Annotated in this window: 20 protein-coding genes and 1 pseudogene; 8 read left to right on the top strand and 13 right to left on the bottom strand. The window is 68.9% G+C overall.

The genetic code is table 11. From position 1 onward, the window contains the following. From ABD172_RS13430 to ABD172_RS13420, 3 genes and pseudogenes are all read right to left on the bottom strand, one after another. Window positions 1-413, bottom strand: a pseudogene (locus ABD172_RS13430) (hypothetical protein); the annotation flags it as partial. Between the two features lie 401 nt (window positions 414-814). Next, window positions 815-2,635, bottom strand: coding sequence for a thiamine pyrophosphate-dependent enzyme (locus ABD172_RS13425; RefSeq protein ID WP_344310415.1), 1,821 nt, complete (start codon window positions 2,633-2,635; stop codon window positions 815-817). A gap of 136 nt (window positions 2,636-2,771) precedes the next feature. After that, window positions 2,772-3,524 carry a hypothetical protein gene (locus ABD172_RS13420; protein WP_344310413.1) on the bottom strand — a complete coding sequence of 251 codons (753 nt, stop codon included), beginning with the start codon at window positions 3,522-3,524 and terminating at the stop codon, window positions 2,772-2,774. 189 nt (window positions 3,525-3,713) lie between these two features. Here ABD172_RS13420 and ABD172_RS13415 point away from each other — a divergent pair, with 189 nt between their 5' ends. Then, a complete protein-coding gene (locus tag ABD172_RS13415) occupies window positions 3,714-4,517 on the top strand; it encodes a hypothetical protein (protein ID WP_344310411.1) in 804 nt (267 codons plus the stop codon). Between the two features lie 278 nt (window positions 4,518-4,795). Here the strand turns inward: ABD172_RS13415 and ABD172_RS13410 are convergent, their stop codons facing one another. The 7 genes from ABD172_RS13410 to ABD172_RS13380 form a co-directional block, all read right to left on the bottom strand. Then, complete coding sequence (locus ABD172_RS13410; RefSeq protein WP_344310409.1) at window positions 4,796-5,569, bottom strand: amino acid ABC transporter ATP-binding protein; 774 nt, start codon at window positions 5,567-5,569, stop codon at window positions 4,796-4,798. A gap of 10 nt (window positions 5,570-5,579) precedes the next feature. Continuing rightward, a complete protein-coding gene (locus ABD172_RS13405; RefSeq protein WP_344310407.1) occupies window positions 5,580-6,374 on the bottom strand; it encodes an amino acid ABC transporter permease in 795 nt (264 codons plus the stop codon). A 115-nt stretch (window positions 6,375-6,489) separates the two neighbouring features. Further along, window positions 6,490-7,320, bottom strand: coding sequence for an ABC transporter substrate-binding protein (locus tag ABD172_RS13400; protein WP_344310406.1), 831 nt, complete (start codon window positions 7,318-7,320; stop codon window positions 6,490-6,492). Between the two features lie 155 nt (window positions 7,321-7,475). Then, a complete protein-coding gene (locus ABD172_RS13395) occupies window positions 7,476-8,375 on the bottom strand; it encodes an ABC transporter substrate-binding protein (RefSeq protein WP_344310404.1) in 900 nt (299 codons plus the stop codon). A 119-nt stretch (window positions 8,376-8,494) separates the two neighbouring features. After that, a complete protein-coding gene (locus ABD172_RS13390) occupies window positions 8,495-9,292 on the bottom strand; it encodes an ABC transporter substrate-binding protein (protein WP_344310402.1) in 798 nt (265 codons plus the stop codon). Window positions 9,293-9,500: 208 nt separating this feature from the next. Then, entirely contained in the window at window positions 9,501-10,784 is a 1,284-nt protein-coding gene (locus ABD172_RS13385; RefSeq protein WP_344310424.1) for an MFS transporter, read from the bottom strand. Window positions 10,785-10,947: 163 nt separating this feature from the next. After that, window positions 10,948-11,679, bottom strand: coding sequence for a metal ABC transporter ATP-binding protein (locus tag ABD172_RS13380; protein WP_344310400.1), 732 nt, complete (start codon window positions 11,677-11,679; stop codon window positions 10,948-10,950). 55 nt (window positions 11,680-11,734) lie between these two features. On the opposite strand from ABD172_RS13380, the gene ABD172_RS13375 reads away from it, so the two are divergent. Further along, on the top strand, window positions 11,735-12,292 hold the full coding sequence (locus ABD172_RS13375; RefSeq protein ID WP_344310398.1) for a metal ABC transporter permease: 558 nt from the start codon (window positions 11,735-11,737) through the stop codon (window positions 12,290-12,292). Beyond that, on the top strand, window positions 12,199-12,657 hold the full coding sequence (locus ABD172_RS13370) for a hypothetical protein (RefSeq protein WP_344310396.1): 459 nt from the start codon (window positions 12,199-12,201) through the stop codon (window positions 12,655-12,657). Before ABD172_RS13375 ends, ABD172_RS13370 begins: the two co-directional genes overlap by 94 nt. A 6-nt stretch (window positions 12,658-12,663) precedes the next feature. On the opposite strand, the gene ABD172_RS13365 is transcribed toward ABD172_RS13370, so the two are convergent. The 3 genes from ABD172_RS13365 to ABD172_RS13355 all read right to left on the bottom strand — a co-directional run bounded on the left by ABD172_RS13365 (window position 12,664) and on the right by ABD172_RS13355 (window position 14,319). Beyond that, the gene (locus ABD172_RS13365; protein WP_344310395.1) at window positions 12,664-13,158 is read right to left on the bottom strand and encodes a Fur family transcriptional regulator; all 495 of its coding nucleotides are present in this window, start codon (window positions 13,156-13,158) and stop codon (window positions 12,664-12,666) included. 76 nt (window positions 13,159-13,234) lie between these two features. Continuing rightward, window positions 13,235-13,696: a hypothetical protein gene (locus tag ABD172_RS13360; protein ID WP_344310393.1), complete on the bottom strand. Its 462-nt coding sequence runs from the start codon at window positions 13,694-13,696 to the stop codon at window positions 13,235-13,237. Further along, window positions 13,693-14,319, bottom strand: a complete 627-nt coding sequence (locus ABD172_RS13355; RefSeq protein WP_344310391.1) for an HAD domain-containing protein — start codon at window positions 14,317-14,319, stop codon at window positions 13,693-13,695. The genes ABD172_RS13360 and ABD172_RS13355 overlap by 4 nt, the downstream gene beginning before the upstream one ends. 125 nt (window positions 14,320-14,444) lie before the next feature. On the opposite strand from ABD172_RS13355, the gene ABD172_RS13350 reads away from it, so the two are divergent. The 5 genes from ABD172_RS13350 to ABD172_RS13330 all read left to right on the top strand — a co-directional run bounded on the left by ABD172_RS13350 (window position 14,445) and on the right by ABD172_RS13330 (window position 19,052). Continuing rightward, entirely contained in the window at window positions 14,445-15,197 is a 753-nt protein-coding gene (locus ABD172_RS13350) for an SDR family NAD(P)-dependent oxidoreductase (RefSeq protein WP_344310389.1), read from the top strand. 303 nt (window positions 15,198-15,500) lie between these two features. After that, complete coding sequence (locus ABD172_RS13345) at window positions 15,501-16,430, top strand: ABC transporter permease (RefSeq protein WP_344310387.1); 930 nt, start codon at window positions 15,501-15,503, stop codon at window positions 16,428-16,430. Between the two features lie 5 nt (window positions 16,431-16,435). Further along, complete coding sequence (locus ABD172_RS13340) at window positions 16,436-17,374, top strand: ABC transporter permease (protein WP_344310385.1); 939 nt, start codon at window positions 16,436-16,438, stop codon at window positions 17,372-17,374. A gap of 5 nt (window positions 17,375-17,379) precedes the next feature. Beyond that, a complete protein-coding gene (locus ABD172_RS13335; RefSeq protein WP_344310422.1) occupies window positions 17,380-18,228 on the top strand; it encodes an ATP-binding cassette domain-containing protein in 849 nt (282 codons plus the stop codon). Beyond that, window positions 18,225-19,052 carry an ABC transporter ATP-binding protein gene (locus ABD172_RS13330; RefSeq protein WP_344310383.1) on the top strand — a complete coding sequence of 276 codons (828 nt, stop codon included), beginning with the start codon at window positions 18,225-18,227 and terminating at the stop codon, window positions 19,050-19,052. Before ABD172_RS13335 ends, ABD172_RS13330 begins: the two co-directional genes overlap by 4 nt. The last annotated feature ends 63 nt before the right edge of the window (window positions 19,053-19,115 follow it).

Here is a 19,115-nt window from a genome sequence, read left to right as displayed (position 1 = left end):
TGCTGCCGTACGGGAATGAGGTGGAGGTGTTCCCGCCGGGAGACCCGGTGGAAGTGACGCATGCCGAGGATTTCCGGCGCATTGCCCGCGGTGACGACTCCGATGGTGGAACCGACGACGGTTCGCGGGACGACGACGGCGACAGCGACGGCGGTGCCGGATATGACGGCGATGGTGGCCCCGGCCCCGGCCCCGGCCCCGGCCCCGGCAACAGCGACGGCTCCGGCCTCGGCGATGGTGGTGGCGTCATGACCGGTGGCGGCGACCGTGCTTGCGGTAGAGGCCCCGGCAGCGGACCCGGCGGTGAACGACCGGGCCCCCGCCCCGGTGGGAGCGACCGTCCCGGTGCGGGCAGCAGTAATGGTCCCGCCGCCGCGGGCGATCGTGCCTCGGGTCCGGACGCGATCTGGCATTCCGGCGGCCTCGACGACGACCCGCCACCGTTCTGAGCGTCGCCGGGTCGGTATGCGGGGCGCGGGTCGGTACGTGGGGATCGGGTCGGGCGATGCACTCGGAGTCGCATGCCAGTCGCATGCCTCGGAACGGCGCCCAGCATCCGTCGCCCAGCACCCGGCACCTGACCCCCGGCGCCCACCACCCGGCACCTGGCGCACTGTGAGCATCGGTCCGTTGCTCGGGGGAGCGGCCCGGACACGTTCAGCAGTAGGCCCGGTCGGGGCGGTTTGCCCAGTCAGGCCGGTCGGCCCGGTCGGCCGAGGTTCGTTCTCGGACCCGGCGAGCGCATCCCTGCCGGGACTCGCCGGGGCCCCGACCACGCCACTCACACGGGCGCACTCCTCTGAGCCCGGCACCGCTACCGGGTGAATCGCACCTCGGGATCGGTGAGGCAGTGGACGATGGCCGGTCCTTCGTACGCGAGGGCCTGTTCGAAGGCCGCGCGGAAGTCCTCGGTCCGTTCGACCCGCACGCCAAACCCGCCGTAGGCCTGCGCGAACGCAGCGAAGTCGGGATTCTGCAGTGCAGTGCCGGAAGGACGCCCGGGGTAGAACTTCTCCTGGTGGCCCTTGATCGTGCCGTACACCCCGTTGTCGTTCACGACGATCACGAGGTTCGACCCGTTCGCCACCGCCGTTGAGAACTCCTGGCCGTTCATCATGAAACAGCCGTCCCCGGCGATCGAGAACACCGTCCGTTCGGGGTGCACGAGCGACGCGGCCACAGCTGCCGGCACGCCGTACCCCATCGACCCGTTCCGCGGGCCGAGCGCCGACGGGAAACCGTGCACCGGAAGGTACCGGGCCGCCCACCCCGAGTGGTTCCCGGCGCCGTACGTGATGATCGCGTCGTCCGGCAGCAACTCCCGGATGTGACCGAACGCGACATCCATGTCGACGTACTCCGGGTTCGCGCCCTCCCGCGGTCCCGGCTCCCGCCAGTCGAGGAAACGGGCACGGATCTCCGCGATCCACGCCGGGGCCTCCGTCCCCGGCTTCTCCTCCACCACGGCCGAGGCGCCCTGTCCTCCCGACGTCCCCGCGCCGGAGCTCGCTGTTCCCGCGCCGGGGCGCGCCGCAGCCACGGCCTCGGCGAATGCCTCGGTCGTCGCATTCACGAACACGTCCACCGGACCGAAGTGTCCGAGCAGGTCGGGGTCGCGATTCACGACGATCGTCGTGGCCGGGTCACATCCGAGCGTGTACGAGTTCGTCGGGACGTCCGCCCGCACAGAGCCGAGCCACACCTGGAGGTCCGCCGCGTCCAGCGCCGTACGCGTGCCCTCCCAACTGCCGAACCCGAGCGCACCGAGGTAGTGCGGGTGCGCATGATCGATCCCGTCATAGGCCCGGAAGTCCGCGACGATCCCCATGCCGGTGCGGGACGCCCAGGAACCGATCGCCTCCGACGCGGCCGGACTCCAGAACTCGCCCCCGACGACGAGAACGGGACGTTCGGCAGCAGCCACGGCCGCCTCGACCGTGGCGATGTCCCCGGGGCCGGGTACCGGAGCGGCCACGGGCCGCGGCGGGACGGTGCGGCCGTCCGTCTCGACGTGCTGAGGATTCTCCGGCAGCCCGACGACGACAGGGCCGGGGCGGCCGGAGACCGCCGTGTGCATCGCATCGGCAACGATGTGCGCGGCCGACGCCGGATCGTCGAGGACGAGGACCTTCTTCGCCGTCGACCCGAACCACCCGGTGAGGTCGAATTCCTGGAACGCGTGACGACCCCGGACCTCGGTGGGGACGAGGCCGACGAACACGACGAGGGGCGTGGCGTCCTGGTACGCGTTGTGGACCGCGACGAACACGTTCGAGGCGCCCGGACCACGTGTCACCATGACGACGCCCGGCCGCCCGGTCATGCGCCCCTCGGCGGCCGCCATGTACCCGGCGCCGCCCTCCTGACGACACACGACGGTGCGGATGGACGAGTCGTGGAGCCCGTCGAGGACATCGAGGTACGACTCGCCGGGCACGCAGTACACGCGTTCGACGCCGTGCGCCTCGAGCTCGCGGACGACGAGGTGGCCGGCGGAACACGGTTCGGGGGACTCCTGCACGGAACTCGCGTGGACGTCTTCGTCGGCGGCGGCTGCGGCTGTGGGTGGGAGGGGCGCGGGGGAGAGAGGTGTGGTTGAGGGAGAGGAGAGGGCGGGGTATGTGAGGGAGGTCATATTTCGCAGTGTACTGAGACGAGCCCTTCCGGAGGGGCCCGTCGGCGCCAGAAGTGGTTCCCTGCTCCTGCACCCGCGGCCCCCACTCCACGCCCGCACCACACGCCCGCGCCCCGGCCTTGCAGCGCACGCCGCCCTACACGAGTCCGTCGATCGGTCGGCTCGCGAGGTCGTCCCGGTCGTACTCCCGCAGCATTCGCTTGTCGAAGAGGATCCCGAGGGCCTCGTTGCGTTCGGCCGTGAGTTCCTCGGCATCACGCGGGTGCAGGCGGTGCCAGTCGACCCCGGCGCCCGGCACGCGTCGCCGTCCGGCGGTGACGATCTGGCAGAGGAATGCGACAGCAGCCGTGACGAGAGCGGTCCATGCGAGGACCACCGGAGCCGGTCCGGTGCTGATCTCCAAGGCCTCGGTGAGCGGACCGTCGAGGAAGACGAGCATGAGGACGTCCGCGATCACGAGGTACACGGTCATCGCCGCATGCGGCGGGTACCACCGCAAGCCCGCCCGGACCCAGACAGCGCTCACGTACACCGCGGACAGGATCGAGGACACGAGCGCGAGGACCGCAGCGCCGATGAGGACCGACGGGTCGATGCCGGTTTCGTGCCACCTACCGTGTTGGTAGTACCCGTCGACATGGGCGAGCCCGGCGAAGCCCACCACGGGGAGCGTCCACGCCAGCAACACGAGGACCGAGGACCCGATCGACCGGACACGCTCGCCCGGCGTCCGACGGCCGTACCGATTCCGATGGATGCGGATGCGCGCCTCACGGTCGACGCGTCGTTGGACGTCGCCAAGTTCGAACCCGGGATCGGCTCTCGTGCGTTCGTGAGCCCACGCCACGAGGGTCGGACGGTCGTCGTCGCGCGAAGAATCGGAACCCATGAACCCCACGGTATCGGTGCCCCGAGGAGCAGTGCCCCGCGGAGCAGAGCCGCCACGGAACAGATCTGCGCACGATGTACCTGCCCTGTCACACTCGGTCCGACGTGCGCCGGCGGCAGTCCGAATAGTCTCCTCGAGAGCTGGCGCCGCGTCACCGGGACGGCGCCGACGGATGAAAGGCAAGCACCCATGAAGGGTTTCACCCTGTACTTCGGTCCGGACGAGAACTCCCTGCGACCGAACCCGAACCCCGCGCGCAAGCGCGGCGCCCCGACCGGACCCGTCGACGCGTTCGAAGCCGGACGGGTGGGAGTCGCGGCACCCGGCATCGCTTCCGAGGAGTGGCCGCGGAGCTCGAAGACCGGCCTGCCGATGATGCACGTGCTCACGCTCCGGCTGCCGGAGCACTTCCGGCGGAAGGGTGCCGACCTCCCCGGCATCGCCTTCTTCGCCGGCCAGGGCCAGTTCGCTGAAGGATTCGAACGCACCGAGGGGGACCCGTTCCTCGCACAGCTCGACGCCTCCCGCGTGCATCCCCGTTTCACGCTTCTCACGGACATCATCGACGGTGAGTGGGGCCTCATGTGGCTCACCGAGGACGAACTGTCGGGGCTGACGGAACCGCCGGAGGACGTCCGTCGCACCGGTGAACACGTCGACACGAGCGAGGGCGTGAACGCCTGGGACTCCCAGCCGGCCGAGGAGAAGGTGTGGCTCGTCGCCAACGGCGACCCCAATGTCGGTACCGCGCCCACCGAGGACGACGACGAGTCCGATTACGTCGATCCGTTCGACGAGAACTACGGGTTGCGCGACTGGGCGGAGCCGATCTCCGGCACCTGCCACCTCGGCGGCACCGTCTTCCCCGTCCAGGCGCTGCCGGACGGCCTCACCGGCTACGTTCTCGAGCTCGAGGAACTCGAACACGTGAACCTCGGTGGCGGCAACGCCCAGATCGACCTCGAGTCCGGCGCGTTCGACTGGGCCTGCTGACGTCAGCCCACCGGGCCGTCACCCCACCGGGCCGGGCACAAGGGTCCTCGAGGCCACCTGCACGAACCCGCCGCACAGCACACGCACACAGGCGCCCGAGGCGGAACTCACCGTCCGCCTCGGGCGCCTGTCGTGTGGTGTGCCGGCTCATCGGGACCCGGCCCGGCAGGCCCAGCTCATCGGAACCCGGCCCGGTCGGCTCAGCTCGGCCGATCCCGCCCGGGTGCAGCCCAACCCGGCTCGGTCGATCCCGCGCCGGCTCGGCCAATGAACTCAGCTCAGTCGATCCCGCCCGGGTGCAGCACCCGGGAGAGGAAGTTCTGCGTGCGTTCGTGCTGCGGGTCGCCGATGACATCGGCCGGGTCACCCTGTTCGACGACGACCCCGCCGTCCATGAAGACGACCTTGTCGGCGACCTCGCGGGCGAACGCCATCTCGTGGGTGACGACGATCATCGTCATACCCTCGTCGGCGAGCTGGCGCATGACACCGAGCACGTCACCGACGGTCTCGGGGTCGAGTGCCGAGGTGGGCTCGTCGAAGAGCATGAGCGAGGGCTGCATCGAGAGCGCGCGGGCGATCGCGACGCGCTGCTGCTGACCGCCGGAGAGCTGATCCGGGTAGCGGTCGGCGAAGTCGGCCAGACCCACCTTCGCGAGGGCGTCGCGGGCGATCTCCTGTGCCTTCGCGAGCGGGGTCTTCAGCACCTTCGTCTGCGCGATCGTGCAGTTCTCGAGCACCGACATCTGCGGGAACAGGTTGAACTGCTGGAACACCATGCCGACGTGGCGGCGCATGACGTCGAGGTCGACGTCGGGATCCGTGGCCTCGAAACCGGCGACCTCGATGGTGCCGGAGTTCGCGGTCTCGAGCACGTTGATGCAGCGCAGGAGGGTGGACTTGCCCGAGCCCGAGGGGCCGATGAGGCAGACGACCTCACCCGGTTCCACGCGCATGTCGATGCCCTTGAGGACCTCGACCTTCCCGTAGGACTTGTGGAGATCGGTGATGGTGACGCCGGAGGAGTCGACGTGCGTGGCGGTGGCGTTCATGACGACAACCTCACTTCCTGGTCTTCGCGTTGTTGCGCTTCTCGAACCGGCGGGCGAGCCAGCCGAGCGGGAGGGTGATGACGAGGTAGCACGCACCCGCGACGACGAGGGGGGTGAGTCCCGCCTCGGGCTGGGTGATCGCCTCGCGGCCGAACTTCGAGAGTTCGTACTGCGCCGCGGTGAGGCCGAGCAGGTACACGAGCGAGGAGTCCTTCGTGAGGAGGATGATCTCGTTCGTGAGCGGCGGGAGGATGATGCGGAACGCCTGCGGGATGATGATCGTCACCATCGCGCGGGTGTGCGTCATACCGAGCGAACGGGCCGCTTCGTACTGACCCTTCGGCACCGCCTGAAGGCCGGCGCGCAGGGTCTCGGCGATGTACGCGGATTCGACGATGCCGAGCGCGAGGCACACGGTGACGAGGAGATCCATCGAGAAGCCGAAGGCGAGCGGGATGCCGTAGCCGAGGGCGATGAAGACGAGCAGCGCGGGCACACCGCGGAAGAACTCGATGTAGACCGTCGCGATCCACCGGTACGGTGCCACCGAGGAGATCTTCATGAGCGCGAGCACGACACCGAGCGCGAGGCCCAGCACGAAACCGAGTGCGGTGTAGATGAGGGTGTTCTTCAGCGCGGTGACGATGACACCGGGGAACTGCGCCGCGATGACCTCGGGGTTGAAGAACTTCGTAAAGATCGTGTTCCAGTCGGCGACGACGAGGACGACGAGAACCGCCGCCCCGAGAATGCCGTACTGGATGCCGCGCGAGAGCTTCGCTCTCTGGCGCATGGTCATGGCCACGTGATGCTCCTGGATGGATGGGTTGTCATGGGTGCCGGGACCTCCGCACCCGAGGCGCCGGCCGGGCTCTCATGAGAACCCCGCCGACGCCTCGGGCCCGGAAGCCCGACGGGGGTCAGGCCTGCGAGGGATCGAACGCCGCGATCTCCTCGTCGGAGATGCGGGCGTTGTCCGCGACGGTGCCGAACCACTGGTCGACGAGCTCGTCGTAACGACCCGAGGTGCGCAGTTCCGTCATGGTGGACTCGAACGACTCGAGGAGTTCGGTGTTGCCCATCTTCACGGCCGCGCCGATGACCTCACCGGTCTCGAAGTCCTGGACCAGTTTGAGGTCCGGGTTCGCCTGCGTGGACGAGTAGATGGTGGAGATGTTCGCGATCGCCGCGTCGATCTGACCGGAGCTGATCGCCTGGTCGAGCAGTCCGACGTCCTCGAACTGGACGGGGCTGATGCCGTGCTCCTCGGCGAGGGCCTCACCTGTCGTCGCCTGCTGGACGCCGACCTTCTTGTCCTTCGCGGACTCGATGTCGGTGACGCCGCCGGCGCTGTTCGCCATGAGGGCGAGGTTGTCCTTGAGGTAGGGCTTCGAGAAGTCCATCTTCGTGGCGCGCTCGGCGGTGATCGCCATGCCGGAGAGCACGAGATCGCACTGGTTCGAGTCGAGGGCGACACCGGACTGGATCGCCTCGAACGCGGTCGTGATGACGTTGAGCTCGAGTCCGAGGTCCTCCGCCACCTGGGTGGCGATGTCGATGTCGAATCCGATGTTCTCGCCGTTCTCGACGTACTCGAACGGCGGGTAGGGGATGTCCGAGCACAGGGTCAGCTGGCCCTCGTTCACATAACCGGACGCTTCGGACTCGGTGGACGTGGAACCGCCACCGCAGGCCGAGAGAACGAGCGCGCCGGCTGCGAGAAGAGCCGCGAGGGGGAGTGAACGCTTCATGCGTAGTCCTTCGTGAATGGTGCGAGGCAGGCGGGTCCTGCCCCTGTGACACGAGACACAAGGCTACCTGCGCTCGTGTGACGTGATCCAACCGTGACCCGGGCCACTGTCGGTGGTGCGGAGCACGGCCCGGGCGCTCGACGAGGTGCAGCCATTCAGTTGCCCGTCCCGAATGCGGCGAGGTCCTCGTCGGTCACGCGGGCCTCATCCGCCACCGCCCCGAACCACTCCTCGACGATCGCGTCGTACTCGCCGGACTCCCGGAGGTCCGTCATGTTCGACTCGAATGCCTCGAGCAGTTCCGTGTTCCCCTTCTTCACCGCGGCCCCGAGGACCTCACCGGTCTCGAGGTCCTCGACGAGGACGAGGTTCGGATCCTGCTGCGTCGCGGTGTTGATCGCGGAGACGTTCGCGATCCCCGCGTCGATCTGCTTCGCGGCGACCGACTGGGTGAGCAGGCCGAGTTCCTCGAACTGCACGGGGGAGACCACGCCGCGTTCCTCCGCCACCGTCTCCGAGGTCGTCGCCTGCTGGACGCCGACCTTCAGCTCCGTCACGTCTTCGATGCTCGTGAACCCGGAGTCCTTGTGGGCCATGAGCGCGAGGTTGTCGTTGAGGATCGGCTTCGAGAAGTCCATCTTCGTCGCGCGTTCCTCCGTGATCGCCATCCCGGCCATCGCGAGGTCGCACTGCCCGGCATCGAGGGCGACACCGGACTGGATTCCCTCGAAGGAGGTCGAGATGACCTCGAGCTCGAGTCCGAGGTCGTCCGCGAGTGCGGTCGCGATGTCGACGTCGAATCCGACGGTCTCCCCGGCGTCATTCACGAACTCGAACGGCTCGTAGGGCATCTCCGAGCAGACGGTGAGCTTCCCCTCCTGGACGGGGGTGAAGCCCGAGGCCTCGGATCCGCCTGCCCCCTCCGTGCCGGAGGCGGATGCCGCCCCACCGCAACCGGTGAGGGCGAGCAGTCCGACGAGGGCCAGGGCTGTTGGGACCAGTGCTGTCGGGGACAGGGCCGTTGGGCTCAGGGCTTTCAGTGCTGAACGCTTCATTGCAGATCCTCTTCACGGGCGCGACGGGCGGATCCCATCGTGTGACACACATCACGGAACGTAGCGCGCGTGTGTCACGTGGGGGTTACGCCCGGCGCCCGCGAAGAGGAGTGCGGCGCTCAGGCCTCCGGCGTCACCCGGGCGGCGTCCGCGACCTCACCGAACCACTCGTCGACGAGTGCGTCGTACTCGCCGGACTCGCGGAGCGCGGTCATCATGGTGTCCCACTCGGTGAGCAGCTCGGTGTTGCCCTTCCTCACGGCGGCACCGACGACCTCACCGGTGTCGAGCGAGGCCGCGAGTTCGAGGCCCTCGTTCGAGGTGACGGCGTCGGCGACGATCGAGACGTTCGCGATCGCGGCCTCGACCTGCCCGGTGGAGACGGCCTGGATCATGAGTCCGGCGTCCTCGAACTGGGTGACGGTCGCGCCGTTGTCCGTGGCGAGGTCCTCGCCGGTGGTGCCCTGCTGGGCGCCGACGGCGTGGCCGGCGAGGTCCGCCTCGGAGGTGATACCGGCGCCGGCCTTCGTGAGGATCGCGAGGCTGTCGTTGAGGTACTTCTCCGTGAAGTCCATCTTCGAGGCGCGCTCCTCCGTGATCGCCATGCCGGCGATGATGATGTCGCACTGGTTCGAGTCGAGGGCGATGCCGGACTCGAGGGACTCGAACGAGATGTTGAGCGCCTCGTACTCGAGGCCCATCTGCTCGGCGAGCTTCTCGCCGAGATCGATGTCGAAGCCCGCGAATCCGTCGCCCTCGGCGACCTCGAACGGCGGGTAGGGCGCGTTCATGCAGTGGATGAGCTTGCCGGCCTCGACGGTCGGGCCCTCGGGCTCGGCGGAACCGCTGCCGCAGGCGGACAGGGTGAGCAGACCGGCGGCCGCGACCGCCGCGAAGGAGAGTGCCTTCTTCTTCATGTGGATTCCTCTTCCGTGGAGAGGTGCCCACGACCGACACCTCTGGTTGCATACATATGCAAGGGTACTCCGGGCGATGAATAATTATCCACTTTCGTGGGGAGGATCACGGAGGCGGGCTGAATGACGGTGGCTCGACGGCCGAGGCGCCGCGCAGGTGAGGAGATCTCCTCACCTGCGCGGCGCCTCGGGACGGGGATGGTTCTCCTCAGACGGTGACGACCTCGCGGGTAGACGCGGCACCTCCGGACCGGCGGTAGAGCACCTGGGTGATCGTGAGGACGAGGAGTCCGAGGATCGTGAGTCCCATGCCTGCGAGGGCCGGTGCACGGTAGCCGAGCCCGGCGCTCACGACGACACCTCCGAGGAACGCGCCGAACGCATTCGCGAGGTTGAAGGCCGCGTGGTTCATGGACGCGCTCATCGAGGGGGCGTCCCGGGTCTCGCGGAGGAGGCGGGCCTGGAGTGCGGTCGTGAACATCGAGGAGCCGAGGCCGATCGTCGCGACGCACAGGATCGCGATGAACGGGATGTGGGTGAACAGCCCGAAGACGAGCAGGATGACGCCCATGAGCCCGACGCCGGCGAACGCCGACCTGTCGATCGACCGGTCGACCGCGGGACCGGCGACGAGGGAACCGACGGTGATGCCGACCCCGTAGAGCGCGAGGATCCACGGCATCGTGCCGTCGGCGATCCCGGTGATGCCGGTGAGGGTCGGCGTGATGTACGTGTACAGGGCGAACATGCCGCCGAATCCGACCGAACCGGCGAGCAGCGGAAGCCACACCTGGGTCCGGCCGAGGGTCCTGAACTCGCCGATCACGCTCGACGGGGTGTGGGGGATCGCCTTCGGCAGGCAGACGAGGAGCGCGAGCATCGCGAGGAGTCCGAGGACGCCGACGAGTCCGTACACCGTCCGCCACCCCACGGCATTGCCGAGCGCAGTCGCGAGCGGCACGCCGAAGATGTTCGCGACCGTGAGGCCGAGCATGACGCGTGCCATCGCGGTGCCGCGGCGGTTCGGGGCGACGAGCGTCGCGGCGACGACCGCACCGAGGCCGAGGTAGCCGCCGTGCGGCAGGCCCGCGAGGAACCGGGCGGCGAGCAGGAGTGGCATCGTCTGGGCGACCATCGAGGCGATGTTGCCGACGACGAACACGAGCATGAGGAGGATCATGAGCTTCTTCCGGCCCATGCGCGAGGTGAACATCGCAATGAGCGGGGCACCGACGACGACGCCGATCGCGTACGCGGACACCGCGTGACCGGCCTCCGGGATCGACACGTCCATGCCCTCGGCGATGAGCGGCAGGATGCCCATCGAGGCGAACTCCGTGACACCGATGCCGAACGACCCGACCGCGAGCGCAAGGATCGCGAGCGCGGCGGTACGGCGGGGGACGACGGCGGTCCCGGCGGTGCTGGGTGCGGGTGCTGCGGCGTCGGCGGGTGTGGCGGAGGTGCCGCCGGCGGGTGTGGCGTCACGCATTTCGGGCACGGGTCTCCCTGGGGATCGTCGTCGAGGGGTGTGTGCGGTCACTCGGGCGCCGCGCCGTCCCAGGCTACGTCCGAAGCCGCGGCGGCGGACAGTCGGATCGTCGTGTGATCGACCACCGGGACGCCGGGGCGCCGGGACGCCGGGGCGCCGGGCGTCAGGCGACCAGTCGTCCGTCGAGGCGCCACACTGCATCCGCGGCCCGCACGTCCTCCTCGTCGTGGGTCACGAGGAGGACGGCTGCGCCGCGCGCATGGGCCTCCTCGCCGAGGAGGGACCGCACGGTGGCGCGGCTGTCGGCGTCGAGTCCCGTGCCGGCCTCGTCGAGGACGAGGAGATCCGCCTCCTGGACGAGCCCCTGGGCGAGGAAGACCCGCTGCCGCTGCCCGCCGGAGAGCGCAGTGATCGGGCGGCGGGCGAGGGCATCCATGCCGACGCGGGCGAGTGCCTCGAGTGCGGCGGCGGTGCCGGAGCCCCGGCGTGCGGAGCCCCGGCGTGCGGACTCCCCGCGTGCAGAAGCACGGAGTCCGAACGGCCCGCGCCGCGTGCCGATGCGCACGGCATCGAGTGCGGTGAGCGGCAGCCCAGCGGGCGCCTCGGGATTCTGGGCCACGAAGGCGACGGTGCCGGTGCGGTCCACCCGCCCGGAGGTCGGGGTGCGGACGCCGGCGAGGGTCTCGACGAGGGTCGACTTCCCGGAGCCGTTGGGGCCGGTCACGGCGGCGAAGGTCCCGGGCGCGAGGTCGACGGAGATGTCGTGGAGCACGTGTGTCTCCGGGTAGTGCACGTGGAGGTCCCGTGCGGAGACGAGAGGTGACGCGCGGACAAGGGGTGACGACGTGCCGACGACGGGCGACCGGGGAGCGGCGTCGGGTGCTGACGGATACATAAGCTCCTTCTGATGCGGTTGGTAACCGTTATCATTATGTCCTAGCCTCGCTGCCATGCCCGACCTCCTCCTTCCCTTCTCCGTCGACTTCATGCAGCGCGCACTCCTCGGCGGATCCCTCGTCGCCGTCCTCGTCGTCGCCGCGCTGTGCCACCACGGTTTCGTCGCGATCGCGTTCGACCCGCGGATCGCGCTCGCCCTCGGTTACCGGCCGGGCGTCTTCCACGTCGTCCTCACCGGGCTCGTCACGATCGCCGTCGTCGCCGGCTACCAGGCCGTCGGATCGCTGCTCGTCGTCGGACTGCTGCTCGCGCCGGCCGTCGCCGCCTCCCGGTGGACCCACCGGATCCCGACGACGATGGCACTCGCCGCGGTCCTCGGGATCCTCGGCGTCACCGGTGGTCTCTGGGCGTCCTGGTACGCGGGGACCGCCGCCGGCGCCTCGATCGTCTGCACCGTCATCGGCATCGCCGTCCTCTCCGCGTTCTCTGGGTGGCTCGTGCGGGGCCTCGTGGCCGCATGGGCAACGCGTACGTGTCCGGGACGAACCCGATCGTCGTCGGTGACTACAAGAACGACCCCGACGCCGAGGGCTACCTGCTCGAGGCGATGACCCTCATCGACACGGCGGCGGAGACCTACGAGGTCATCCCGACACCGGAGGGTGTGCAGTACACGTACCGTGACGTCGTGCGCGGACCCGACGACCTCGCGTACGTCCTCGGGACGGACGGAGCGATCCACGTGCTCGACCCGGCCACCGGCGAGTTCACCGACGCCTGGCCCGTCGTCGACCCGTGGGAGGGACCGCAGGAGTGGCAGGATCCGCATCCGGCCCTCACCGTCTCCGGTGACACCGCGTACGTCGCGGACCCCGCGAAGAACTCCGTCCACGCGGTCGACCTCACGACCGGCGACGTCACCGCAACGGTTGAGCTCTCCGCCGCACCGAACGAGATGGTGGTCGCGATCGGGTGATCGCTCTCAGCCGCGTGGCGCCTCGGGGGTTTCCCGGGGCGCTTCGCGCTGCGCGGAACCAGTGGCTGAGGTCGAATCGGTGGCTCGGGTCGAAATGGTGGCTCGGGTCGAATCTGCGCAGTCCGCGCACAGGCCGACGAGTTCGAGCGTGTGGGTGACATCGGTGTAGCCGGCGCCGGCAGCGGTGTCGGCCACCCACTGTTCGATCGTGGGTCCCTCGATCTCGACCGCGCGGCGGCATTCGCGGCACCGCAGGTGGTGATGGTGGACGGGCGTGCACCGGCGGTAGAGGGCCTCGCCGGAGTCCGTGAGGACGCTGTCCGCGAGGCCCTCCTCGGCGAGCGACTGCAGGTTGCGGTAGACGGTCGCGAGGCCGATCCGTTCGTCGCGGAGCATGAGTTCGCGGTGGAGCGCCTGGGCGCTGAGGAACTCCTCGTGGGCCGCGAGGGCCTCGGACACGAGGGTGCGCTGCCGGGTGGAACGGGTACGACGGACGGCCACGGGGGTCCTCCTCGCGGAAGGTGGGGCGAACTACGACTGCACGAGCGTACTCGGCGTGCCTGAACACGGGCTGCGGCTACCAGGAGCCGACGAGGTCCTCGAGTTCGGTGAGCACGGTGCCCGCGTCGTGGCCGGCCGCGGTGAAGGCCCGGGGTGTCCAGCCCTCGACCTCGTCGACGAGGTAGATCGCCGCGACCTGCCACTGCCCTCCGGAGATCGCGATGCCGCGTCCCTCCTCGAGGTCGCGGGACTCCACGACCTCGAAACCCTCGGTCGGGCGTGCGGTCGCACCGATCTTCTCGAGGCACTCGCGGACGTCGTCCATCGTCGAGGAGTTCCCCTGCCCGAGCGTGAGTGAACGGCACTGCACCTCGCTGCCCCCGGAGGAGTACCCGGCGGCGAACTCGAGGGCGGCCTGCTCGACGGAGACGGCGGGCGCGCCCGAGCACGCGGCGAGGAGGACGAGGGATGTGAGGGCGACCGGGGTGAGGGCAACGGGCGCGGCGGCACCGGGCCCGGTCCGACGACGGATGCTCATGCGACCGCGTCCTCCGCGCGGACGAAGGCGACCGCCTCGTCGAGGAGCTGCTCGGTGAGACACTCGCGGGCCCAAGGGGCCAGGAGGTGCGCCGATGCCACGGGGAGGGACGCGGCGACGGCGGCCCGCGCCTCGGCGTCCTTCGGGTGGTGGTCGTCGATCCACAGCACCCGGTCGACGGGGCTGCCGGTGGCGGCCTCGGATTCGAGGTGGGCGAGAACGGCCGCGTGCTTGCGCTCCATGATCTGCGGGGAGTTCGTGAAGGTGATCGGCACCTCCGGCAGTGTGAGCCACGGCTGCTCGGGCAGGTCGAGGGCGGCGAAGAGGATCGGGGCGTCGCCCTCCCACGTGCTCACGGTCGTACACGTGACGCCCGGGGTGGTGAGGAGTGCGCGCACCCGGTCGATGATCGCCGGCGCCGAGGCGACCGGCACGAAGCGACCGTCGCGCACCCGGACATCGCGGCCGGTGTAGCCCCGGGGCATCGGGGGAGTGGGCTCCATGACGAGGACCCCGTCGATGTCGAGGTAGACGTGCGTGCGTGCCGCGGCGGGTGCATGCGCGGTGTGTGCAGGCGTGATGTGGCCGGGGGCGGCATGGGGTGGGGGAGTGTCGGTCGTCACGCTCCGATATTCCCATTCTCTCGTGTGTGAAACCAGACACGAGGGTGCCCTTGCGCCCGCGGCACCGCGGATTCGCGTGGAGAGTGCGTGGAAAACATCCACAGATCTCTGAGAAGGAGACGAACATGGCATTCGACGGCAAAGTCGCTCTCGTCACCGGTGGTGGATCCGGACTCGGTGAAGCGATCTCCAAGGAACTCGCGGCCCAGGGCGTCAAGGTCGTGGTGTCCGACATCAACCTCGAGGCCGCGCAGCGCGTGGTCGACGAGATCACGGCCGGCGGCGGGGACGGCGCCGCGTTCGAGGCGAACACCGCCGTGGCCGAGGACAGCAGGAAGGCCGTCGACTTCGCGATCGAGACCTTAGGCAAGCTCAACTACGCGGTGAACAACGCGGGCATCGGCGGCGCCCAGGCCTCGACCGGTGAGATCGACCTCGAGGACTGGGACCGCGTCATCGACATCAACCTCAACGGTGTCCTCTACGGCATGCGGTGCCAGATCCCCGCGATGCTCGAAGCCGGAGCCGCCGAGTCCGCGATCGTGAACATGGCCTCGATCCACGGCACCGTCGCCGCACTCGGCAACGCCGCCTACACCGCCGCCAAGCACGGCGTCGTCGGCGTCACGAAGAACTCGGCAGCCGAGTACGGTGCCCAGGGCCTGCGCATCAACGCGGTCGGCCCCGGCTACATCGACACCCCGCTCCTGCAGAACCTGCCGAAGGAGGCGTACGACGCGCTCGCCGCGAAGCACCCGCTCGGTCGCCTCGGCAAGGCGGAGGAGGTCGCGAAGGTCGTGCGCTTCCTGCTCTCCGACGACGCCTCGTTCGTGACCGGTGCGTACTACCTCATCGACGGTGGGTACACGACGGTCTGAGCGATGAACTGATTGCCCTCCGGCCCGACCGGTTTCCGGAACATTCCGGCACCTAAGGTCGGATTCGGCCCCCGAGGCGCTCGCCCAGGTGACACATGCTGTCGCCCGGGCGGGTGCCTCGGCCTTTTCGGGAAGGCGGTTTGTGAGGCCCGCCGCACGGGAAACCCGGGTGAAACACGATCGGTACTAATCTCGACCCTGCCCCCTTCAGAGTGAGGGGCGCCACATCGCGGCAATGAAGCGGCGGTGTGCCGGACAATACCCCTCAGACCGAAAGCCGGTGGCATCACCGTGGGCCGATACATGCTCTCTCGCCTGGCGATCATGATCCCGATCGTGCTCGGCGTCGCGACGATCTCGTTCCTGCTCATGCAGGCGTCACCGGGCGACCCCGCTGCGTCGTACCTCGGTGACAAGGCGACGCCGGAGTCGGTCGAACAGCTGCGCCGGGCCTGGGGCCTCGACGCGCCCGTGTGGCAGCAGTACCTCACCTTCATCGGTGGCCTGTTCGTTGGAGACCTCGGGAATTCGTTCCTCTTCCAGGTCCCGGTCGCGCAACTGCTCGCCCTCCGGATCCCGGCCACGCTCATGCTCATGGTTGTGAGCATCGTGCTCGCGGTCACCATCTCCGTGCCCATCGCGCTGTGGGTGACGATTTCGAAGAGCCCCGCCGCCTCGGCCGTGTCCCGGATGTTCTCCGCGACGTTCCAGGGAATGCCGGCGTTCTTCATCGGAGCGCTCCTCATCGCTTTCGTCGCGCTCAGGACCGGGTGGTTCCCCGTCGGCGGGTACGGCGAGACGTTCGGGGAACACCTCCACTCGCTGCTCCTGCCGGGGCTCGCGGTCGCGCTCAACATCTGCCCCGTGCTCATCCGTTCGCTCACCGCGGCTCTCGGGGAGGCGCTTGACGCGGAGTACATGAACTTCGCGCTGTCGAAGGGTTTGAGCCGCCGGGCGAGCATCGCGTCGTACGCGTTCCGCAACGCCGGCATCTCGGGGATCTCCATCCTCGGCATCCAGGTCGGAAACCTCGTCGGGGGTGCACTCGTCATCGAGAACGTCTTCGCGATCCCGGGCCTCGGCAGTCTGCTGCTGCAGGCGGTCCTCGGCCGGGACTACCCGACGGTGCAGGCACTCACCGTCGTCTTCGGAATCCTCGTCGTCGCGACGTACCTCGTGACCGACCTCGTCTACGGACTGGTCGACCCCCGTGTCCGCCTCGGGAAAAAGTGACAACCATGACCTCCACGAACGTTCTGCCCACCGGTGCCCCGGTCACGAACCCGACCGGCACGCCGGGAATCGCCGGCAGCCCCGGAACCCCCGAGGCGCCCCGGGCCCGCTTCACCCTCCCACTCCCGGCGTGGATGCGTGCGCATCACCTCCAGCTCTGGCTCGGCTGCGGGATCGTCGGCGTCATCGCACTCGCGTGCCTCGTGGGCCCGTGGATCCTCCGGATCGATCCGAACGCCCAGGACCTCGGTGCCGCGTTCGCCGCCCCCTCGGCTGCGCATCCTTTCGGCACCGACCAGCTCGGTCGGGACTTCCTCGCACGACTGCTCCACGGAGGCCGGGTCGACCTGTTCGTCGCAGTCGTCGCCGTCATCGTGCCGTTCGTCGTCGGCTCGGCGCTGGGAGCGATGGCCGGGTACTTCGGCGGCTGGATCGACACCGTAGTCATGCGGATCGCCGACCTCGTCGCCGCCTTCCCGTTCTACGTCCTCGTCATCGCGCTCGTGTTTTCACTCGGCAACGGACTCTTCTCGATCTTCGTCGCGATCAGCGCCGTTTCCTGGGTGTCCTACGCCCGCATTGTTCGAGGTGAGGTTCTCGTGCTCCGGGAGAAGGAATTCATCGCCGCGTGCCGGACGAGCGGTCTGTCGACGTGGAAGATCCTCGGTCGCCACGTCGTCCCCAACTCCGTGGGCCAGTCGATCATCTACGCGATGAGCGACATCGTCCTCAACATCGGGCTCATCGTCACGCTCAGCTTCCTCGGGATGGGCATCGTCCCACCGACGCCCGATTGGGGTCAGATGATGGGCGACGGCCAGCAGTACATGGCTGCGGGCCACTACGCGCTCATCGTTGTTCCGGGGCTCTGTGTGGTCCTCGTGAGCCTCGGGCTCGCGTTCATCGGCGACGGCCTGTCGGCAGTTCTCAAGAAGAAGGGGTGAGCGAAATGACGGACACCCGGCTCCCGCTCCTGCAGATCGAATCGCTCCGGGTCGAGGCCTTCGCCCCCGACGGCTCGCGCACCCGGATCCTCGACGACATCGATCTTGAGGTACATCCCGGAGAACCGATGGGGCTCGTCGGGGAATCGGGGTCCGGCAAGTCGATGACCCTCCGGGCGGTCCTCGGCCTCCTGCCCCCGTCCATCAGAGTGACCGGTGGACGCATCTGCTTCGAAGGGCGTGACATCCTCACGTCCGGCCCGCGCGGCGGCTACGACACCCGCGTGCGCGGTGCGGGGATCTCGATGGTCTTCCAGGAACCGGCCATTGCACTCAACCCGGTGATGAAGGTCGGCCGACAGATCACCGACGCCGTTGCGCTCCGCCAGGGGATGACGAAGAAGGCGGCCAGAAAGCGCGCGATCGAACTCATGGACCAGGTGGGGATCGTCGACGCCGAACACCGTGTCGACTCGTACCCGTTCGAGCTCTCCGGCGGGATGCGCCAGCGCGTCATGATCGCCGCCGCGATCGCGCAGCAGCCGAAACTCCTCTTGTGCGACGAACCCACGACGGCCCTCGACGTCACCATCCAGGCGCAGGTCGTGGACCTGTTCCGGACGACCCAGCACGAAAGCGGCCTCGGGCTCCTCTACGTCACCCACGACCTCGCGGTGGTGTCCCAGATGTGCACATCCCTCACCGTCATGCGCCACGGCAACATCCTCGAACACGGTGCTCTCCAGAGCATCTTCGACGCACCCGCGCACGACTACACCCGGGCGCTCCTGACCGCGACCCCGCGGCTGCCCGAGGACACACTCACCGCTCTCGGAACGGAGACCCGCGCATGACGACCACTTCCGTTGCCCCGCCGGCGACCACCATGACGGGCTCCGGACTTCTCGCGGAGAACATCACCGTCACCTTCCGGAGCCGGGGGAGGACTGTCACCGCCGTCGACGGCGTGACGCTGGCGGTCGCACCCGGGGAGATCGTCGGCCTCGTCGGCGAGTCGGGTTCGGGCAAGTCCACGGTCTCCCGGGTCATCTGCGGCCTCCAGCGCGAGTACTCCGGGACCGTCACCTACAACGGCGCAGAACTGAAGCCGTGCCGGTCGACGCCGGAGTGGCGGACCGTGCAGATGGTCTTCCAGGACCCGTACGCGTCCCTGGACCCGCGATACACCGTCCGGCAGATGCTCGTCGAGGTCCTCGGCCACCACCGGATCGTGCCACGCGACCGGTACGCGTCCCGGTGCGAGACGCTCATGGACATGGTGCAGCTCCCGCACGGTTTTCTCGACCGGACCCCGGCCCGTATGTCGGGTGGACAGCGGCAGCGTATTGCGATTGCCCGTGCGCTCGCCCTCGAACCGTCGGTTCTCGTCGCCGACGAGGCGGTCTCGGCGCTCGACGTGTCCGTGCAGGCAGAGATCATCCGCCTCTTCGCGGCGCTCCGGGACGAGCTCGGTCTCAGCATCCTCTTCATCTCCCACGATCTGGCCGTCGTACGGAACCTGTGCGATCGGACCGCGGTCATCCACCACGGCGTCATCGTCGAGGCGAACGACACCGCGAGCCTGTTCCACGATCCGCAGGACGACTACACGAAGGCACTGCTCCGGTCGGTTCCACGATTCTCCAGCGCCTTCCTCGACTCCCTCGCCGACGACTGATCTCGTTCCGAGGAGCCTCTCCCCCTCCGCAGCACCTCCACCCTTCACCCCCCATCCCAAGGA

This window comes from Brevibacterium samyangense (assembly GCF_039529845.1).
GTDB classification, from domain to species: Bacteria; Actinomycetota; Actinomycetes; order Actinomycetales; family Brevibacteriaceae; genus Brevibacterium; species Brevibacterium samyangense.
The sequence above is the reverse complement of the archived record's forward strand: the minus strand, read 5'-3'. Positions and strand labels throughout refer to the sequence as shown.

Bases quoted from the DNA above. Each gene is read 5' to 3' on its own strand.
- ABD172_RS13385 (WP_344310424.1), bottom strand. From the start codon at position 10,784: ATGCGTGACGCCACACCCGCCGGCGGCACCTCCGCCACACCCGCCGAC.
- ABD172_RS13390 (WP_344310402.1), bottom strand. From the start codon at position 9,292: ATGAAGAAGAAGGCACTCTCCTTCGCGGCGGTCGCGGCCGCCGGTCTG.
- ABD172_RS13330 (WP_344310383.1), top strand. From the start codon at position 18,225: ATGACGACCACTTCCGTTGCCCCGCCGGCGACCACCATGACGGGCTCC.
- ABD172_RS13345 (WP_344310387.1), top strand. From the start codon at position 15,501: ATGCTCTCTCGCCTGGCGATCATGATCCCGATCGTGCTCGGCGTCGCG.
- ABD172_RS13425 (WP_344310415.1), bottom strand. From the start codon at position 2,635: ATGACCTCCCTCACATACCCCGCCCTCTCCTCTCCCTCAACCACACCT.
- ABD172_RS13410 (WP_344310409.1), bottom strand. From the start codon at position 5,569: ATGAACGCCACCGCCACGCACGTCGACTCCTCCGGCGTCACCATCACC.
- ABD172_RS13420 (WP_344310413.1), bottom strand. From the start codon at position 3,524: ATGGGTTCCGATTCTTCGCGCGACGACGACCGTCCGACCCTCGTGGCG.
- ABD172_RS13335 (WP_344310422.1), top strand. From the start codon at position 17,380: ATGACGGACACCCGGCTCCCGCTCCTGCAGATCGAATCGCTCCGGGTC.
- ABD172_RS13415 (WP_344310411.1), top strand. From the start codon at position 3,714: ATGAAGGGTTTCACCCTGTACTTCGGTCCGGACGAGAACTCCCTGCGA.
- ABD172_RS13360 (WP_344310393.1), bottom strand. From the start codon at position 13,696: ATGAGCATCCGTCGTCGGACCGGGCCCGGTGCCGCCGCGCCCGTTGCC.
- ABD172_RS13380 (WP_344310400.1), bottom strand. From the start codon at position 11,679: ATGTATCCGTCAGCACCCGACGCCGCTCCCCGGTCGCCCGTCGTCGGC.
- ABD172_RS13340 (WP_344310385.1), top strand. From the start codon at position 16,436: ATGACCTCCACGAACGTTCTGCCCACCGGTGCCCCGGTCACGAACCCG.
- ABD172_RS13395 (WP_344310404.1), bottom strand. From the start codon at position 8,375: ATGAAGCGTTCAGCACTGAAAGCCCTGAGCCCAACGGCCCTGTCCCCG.
- ABD172_RS13350 (WP_344310389.1), top strand. From the start codon at position 14,445: ATGGCATTCGACGGCAAAGTCGCTCTCGTCACCGGTGGTGGATCCGGA.
- ABD172_RS13400 (WP_344310406.1), bottom strand. From the start codon at position 7,320: ATGAAGCGTTCACTCCCCCTCGCGGCTCTTCTCGCAGCCGGCGCGCTC.
- ABD172_RS13370 (WP_344310396.1), top strand. From the start codon at position 12,199: ATGGGCAACGCGTACGTGTCCGGGACGAACCCGATCGTCGTCGGTGAC.
- ABD172_RS13375 (WP_344310398.1), top strand. From the start codon at position 11,735: ATGCCCGACCTCCTCCTTCCCTTCTCCGTCGACTTCATGCAGCGCGCA.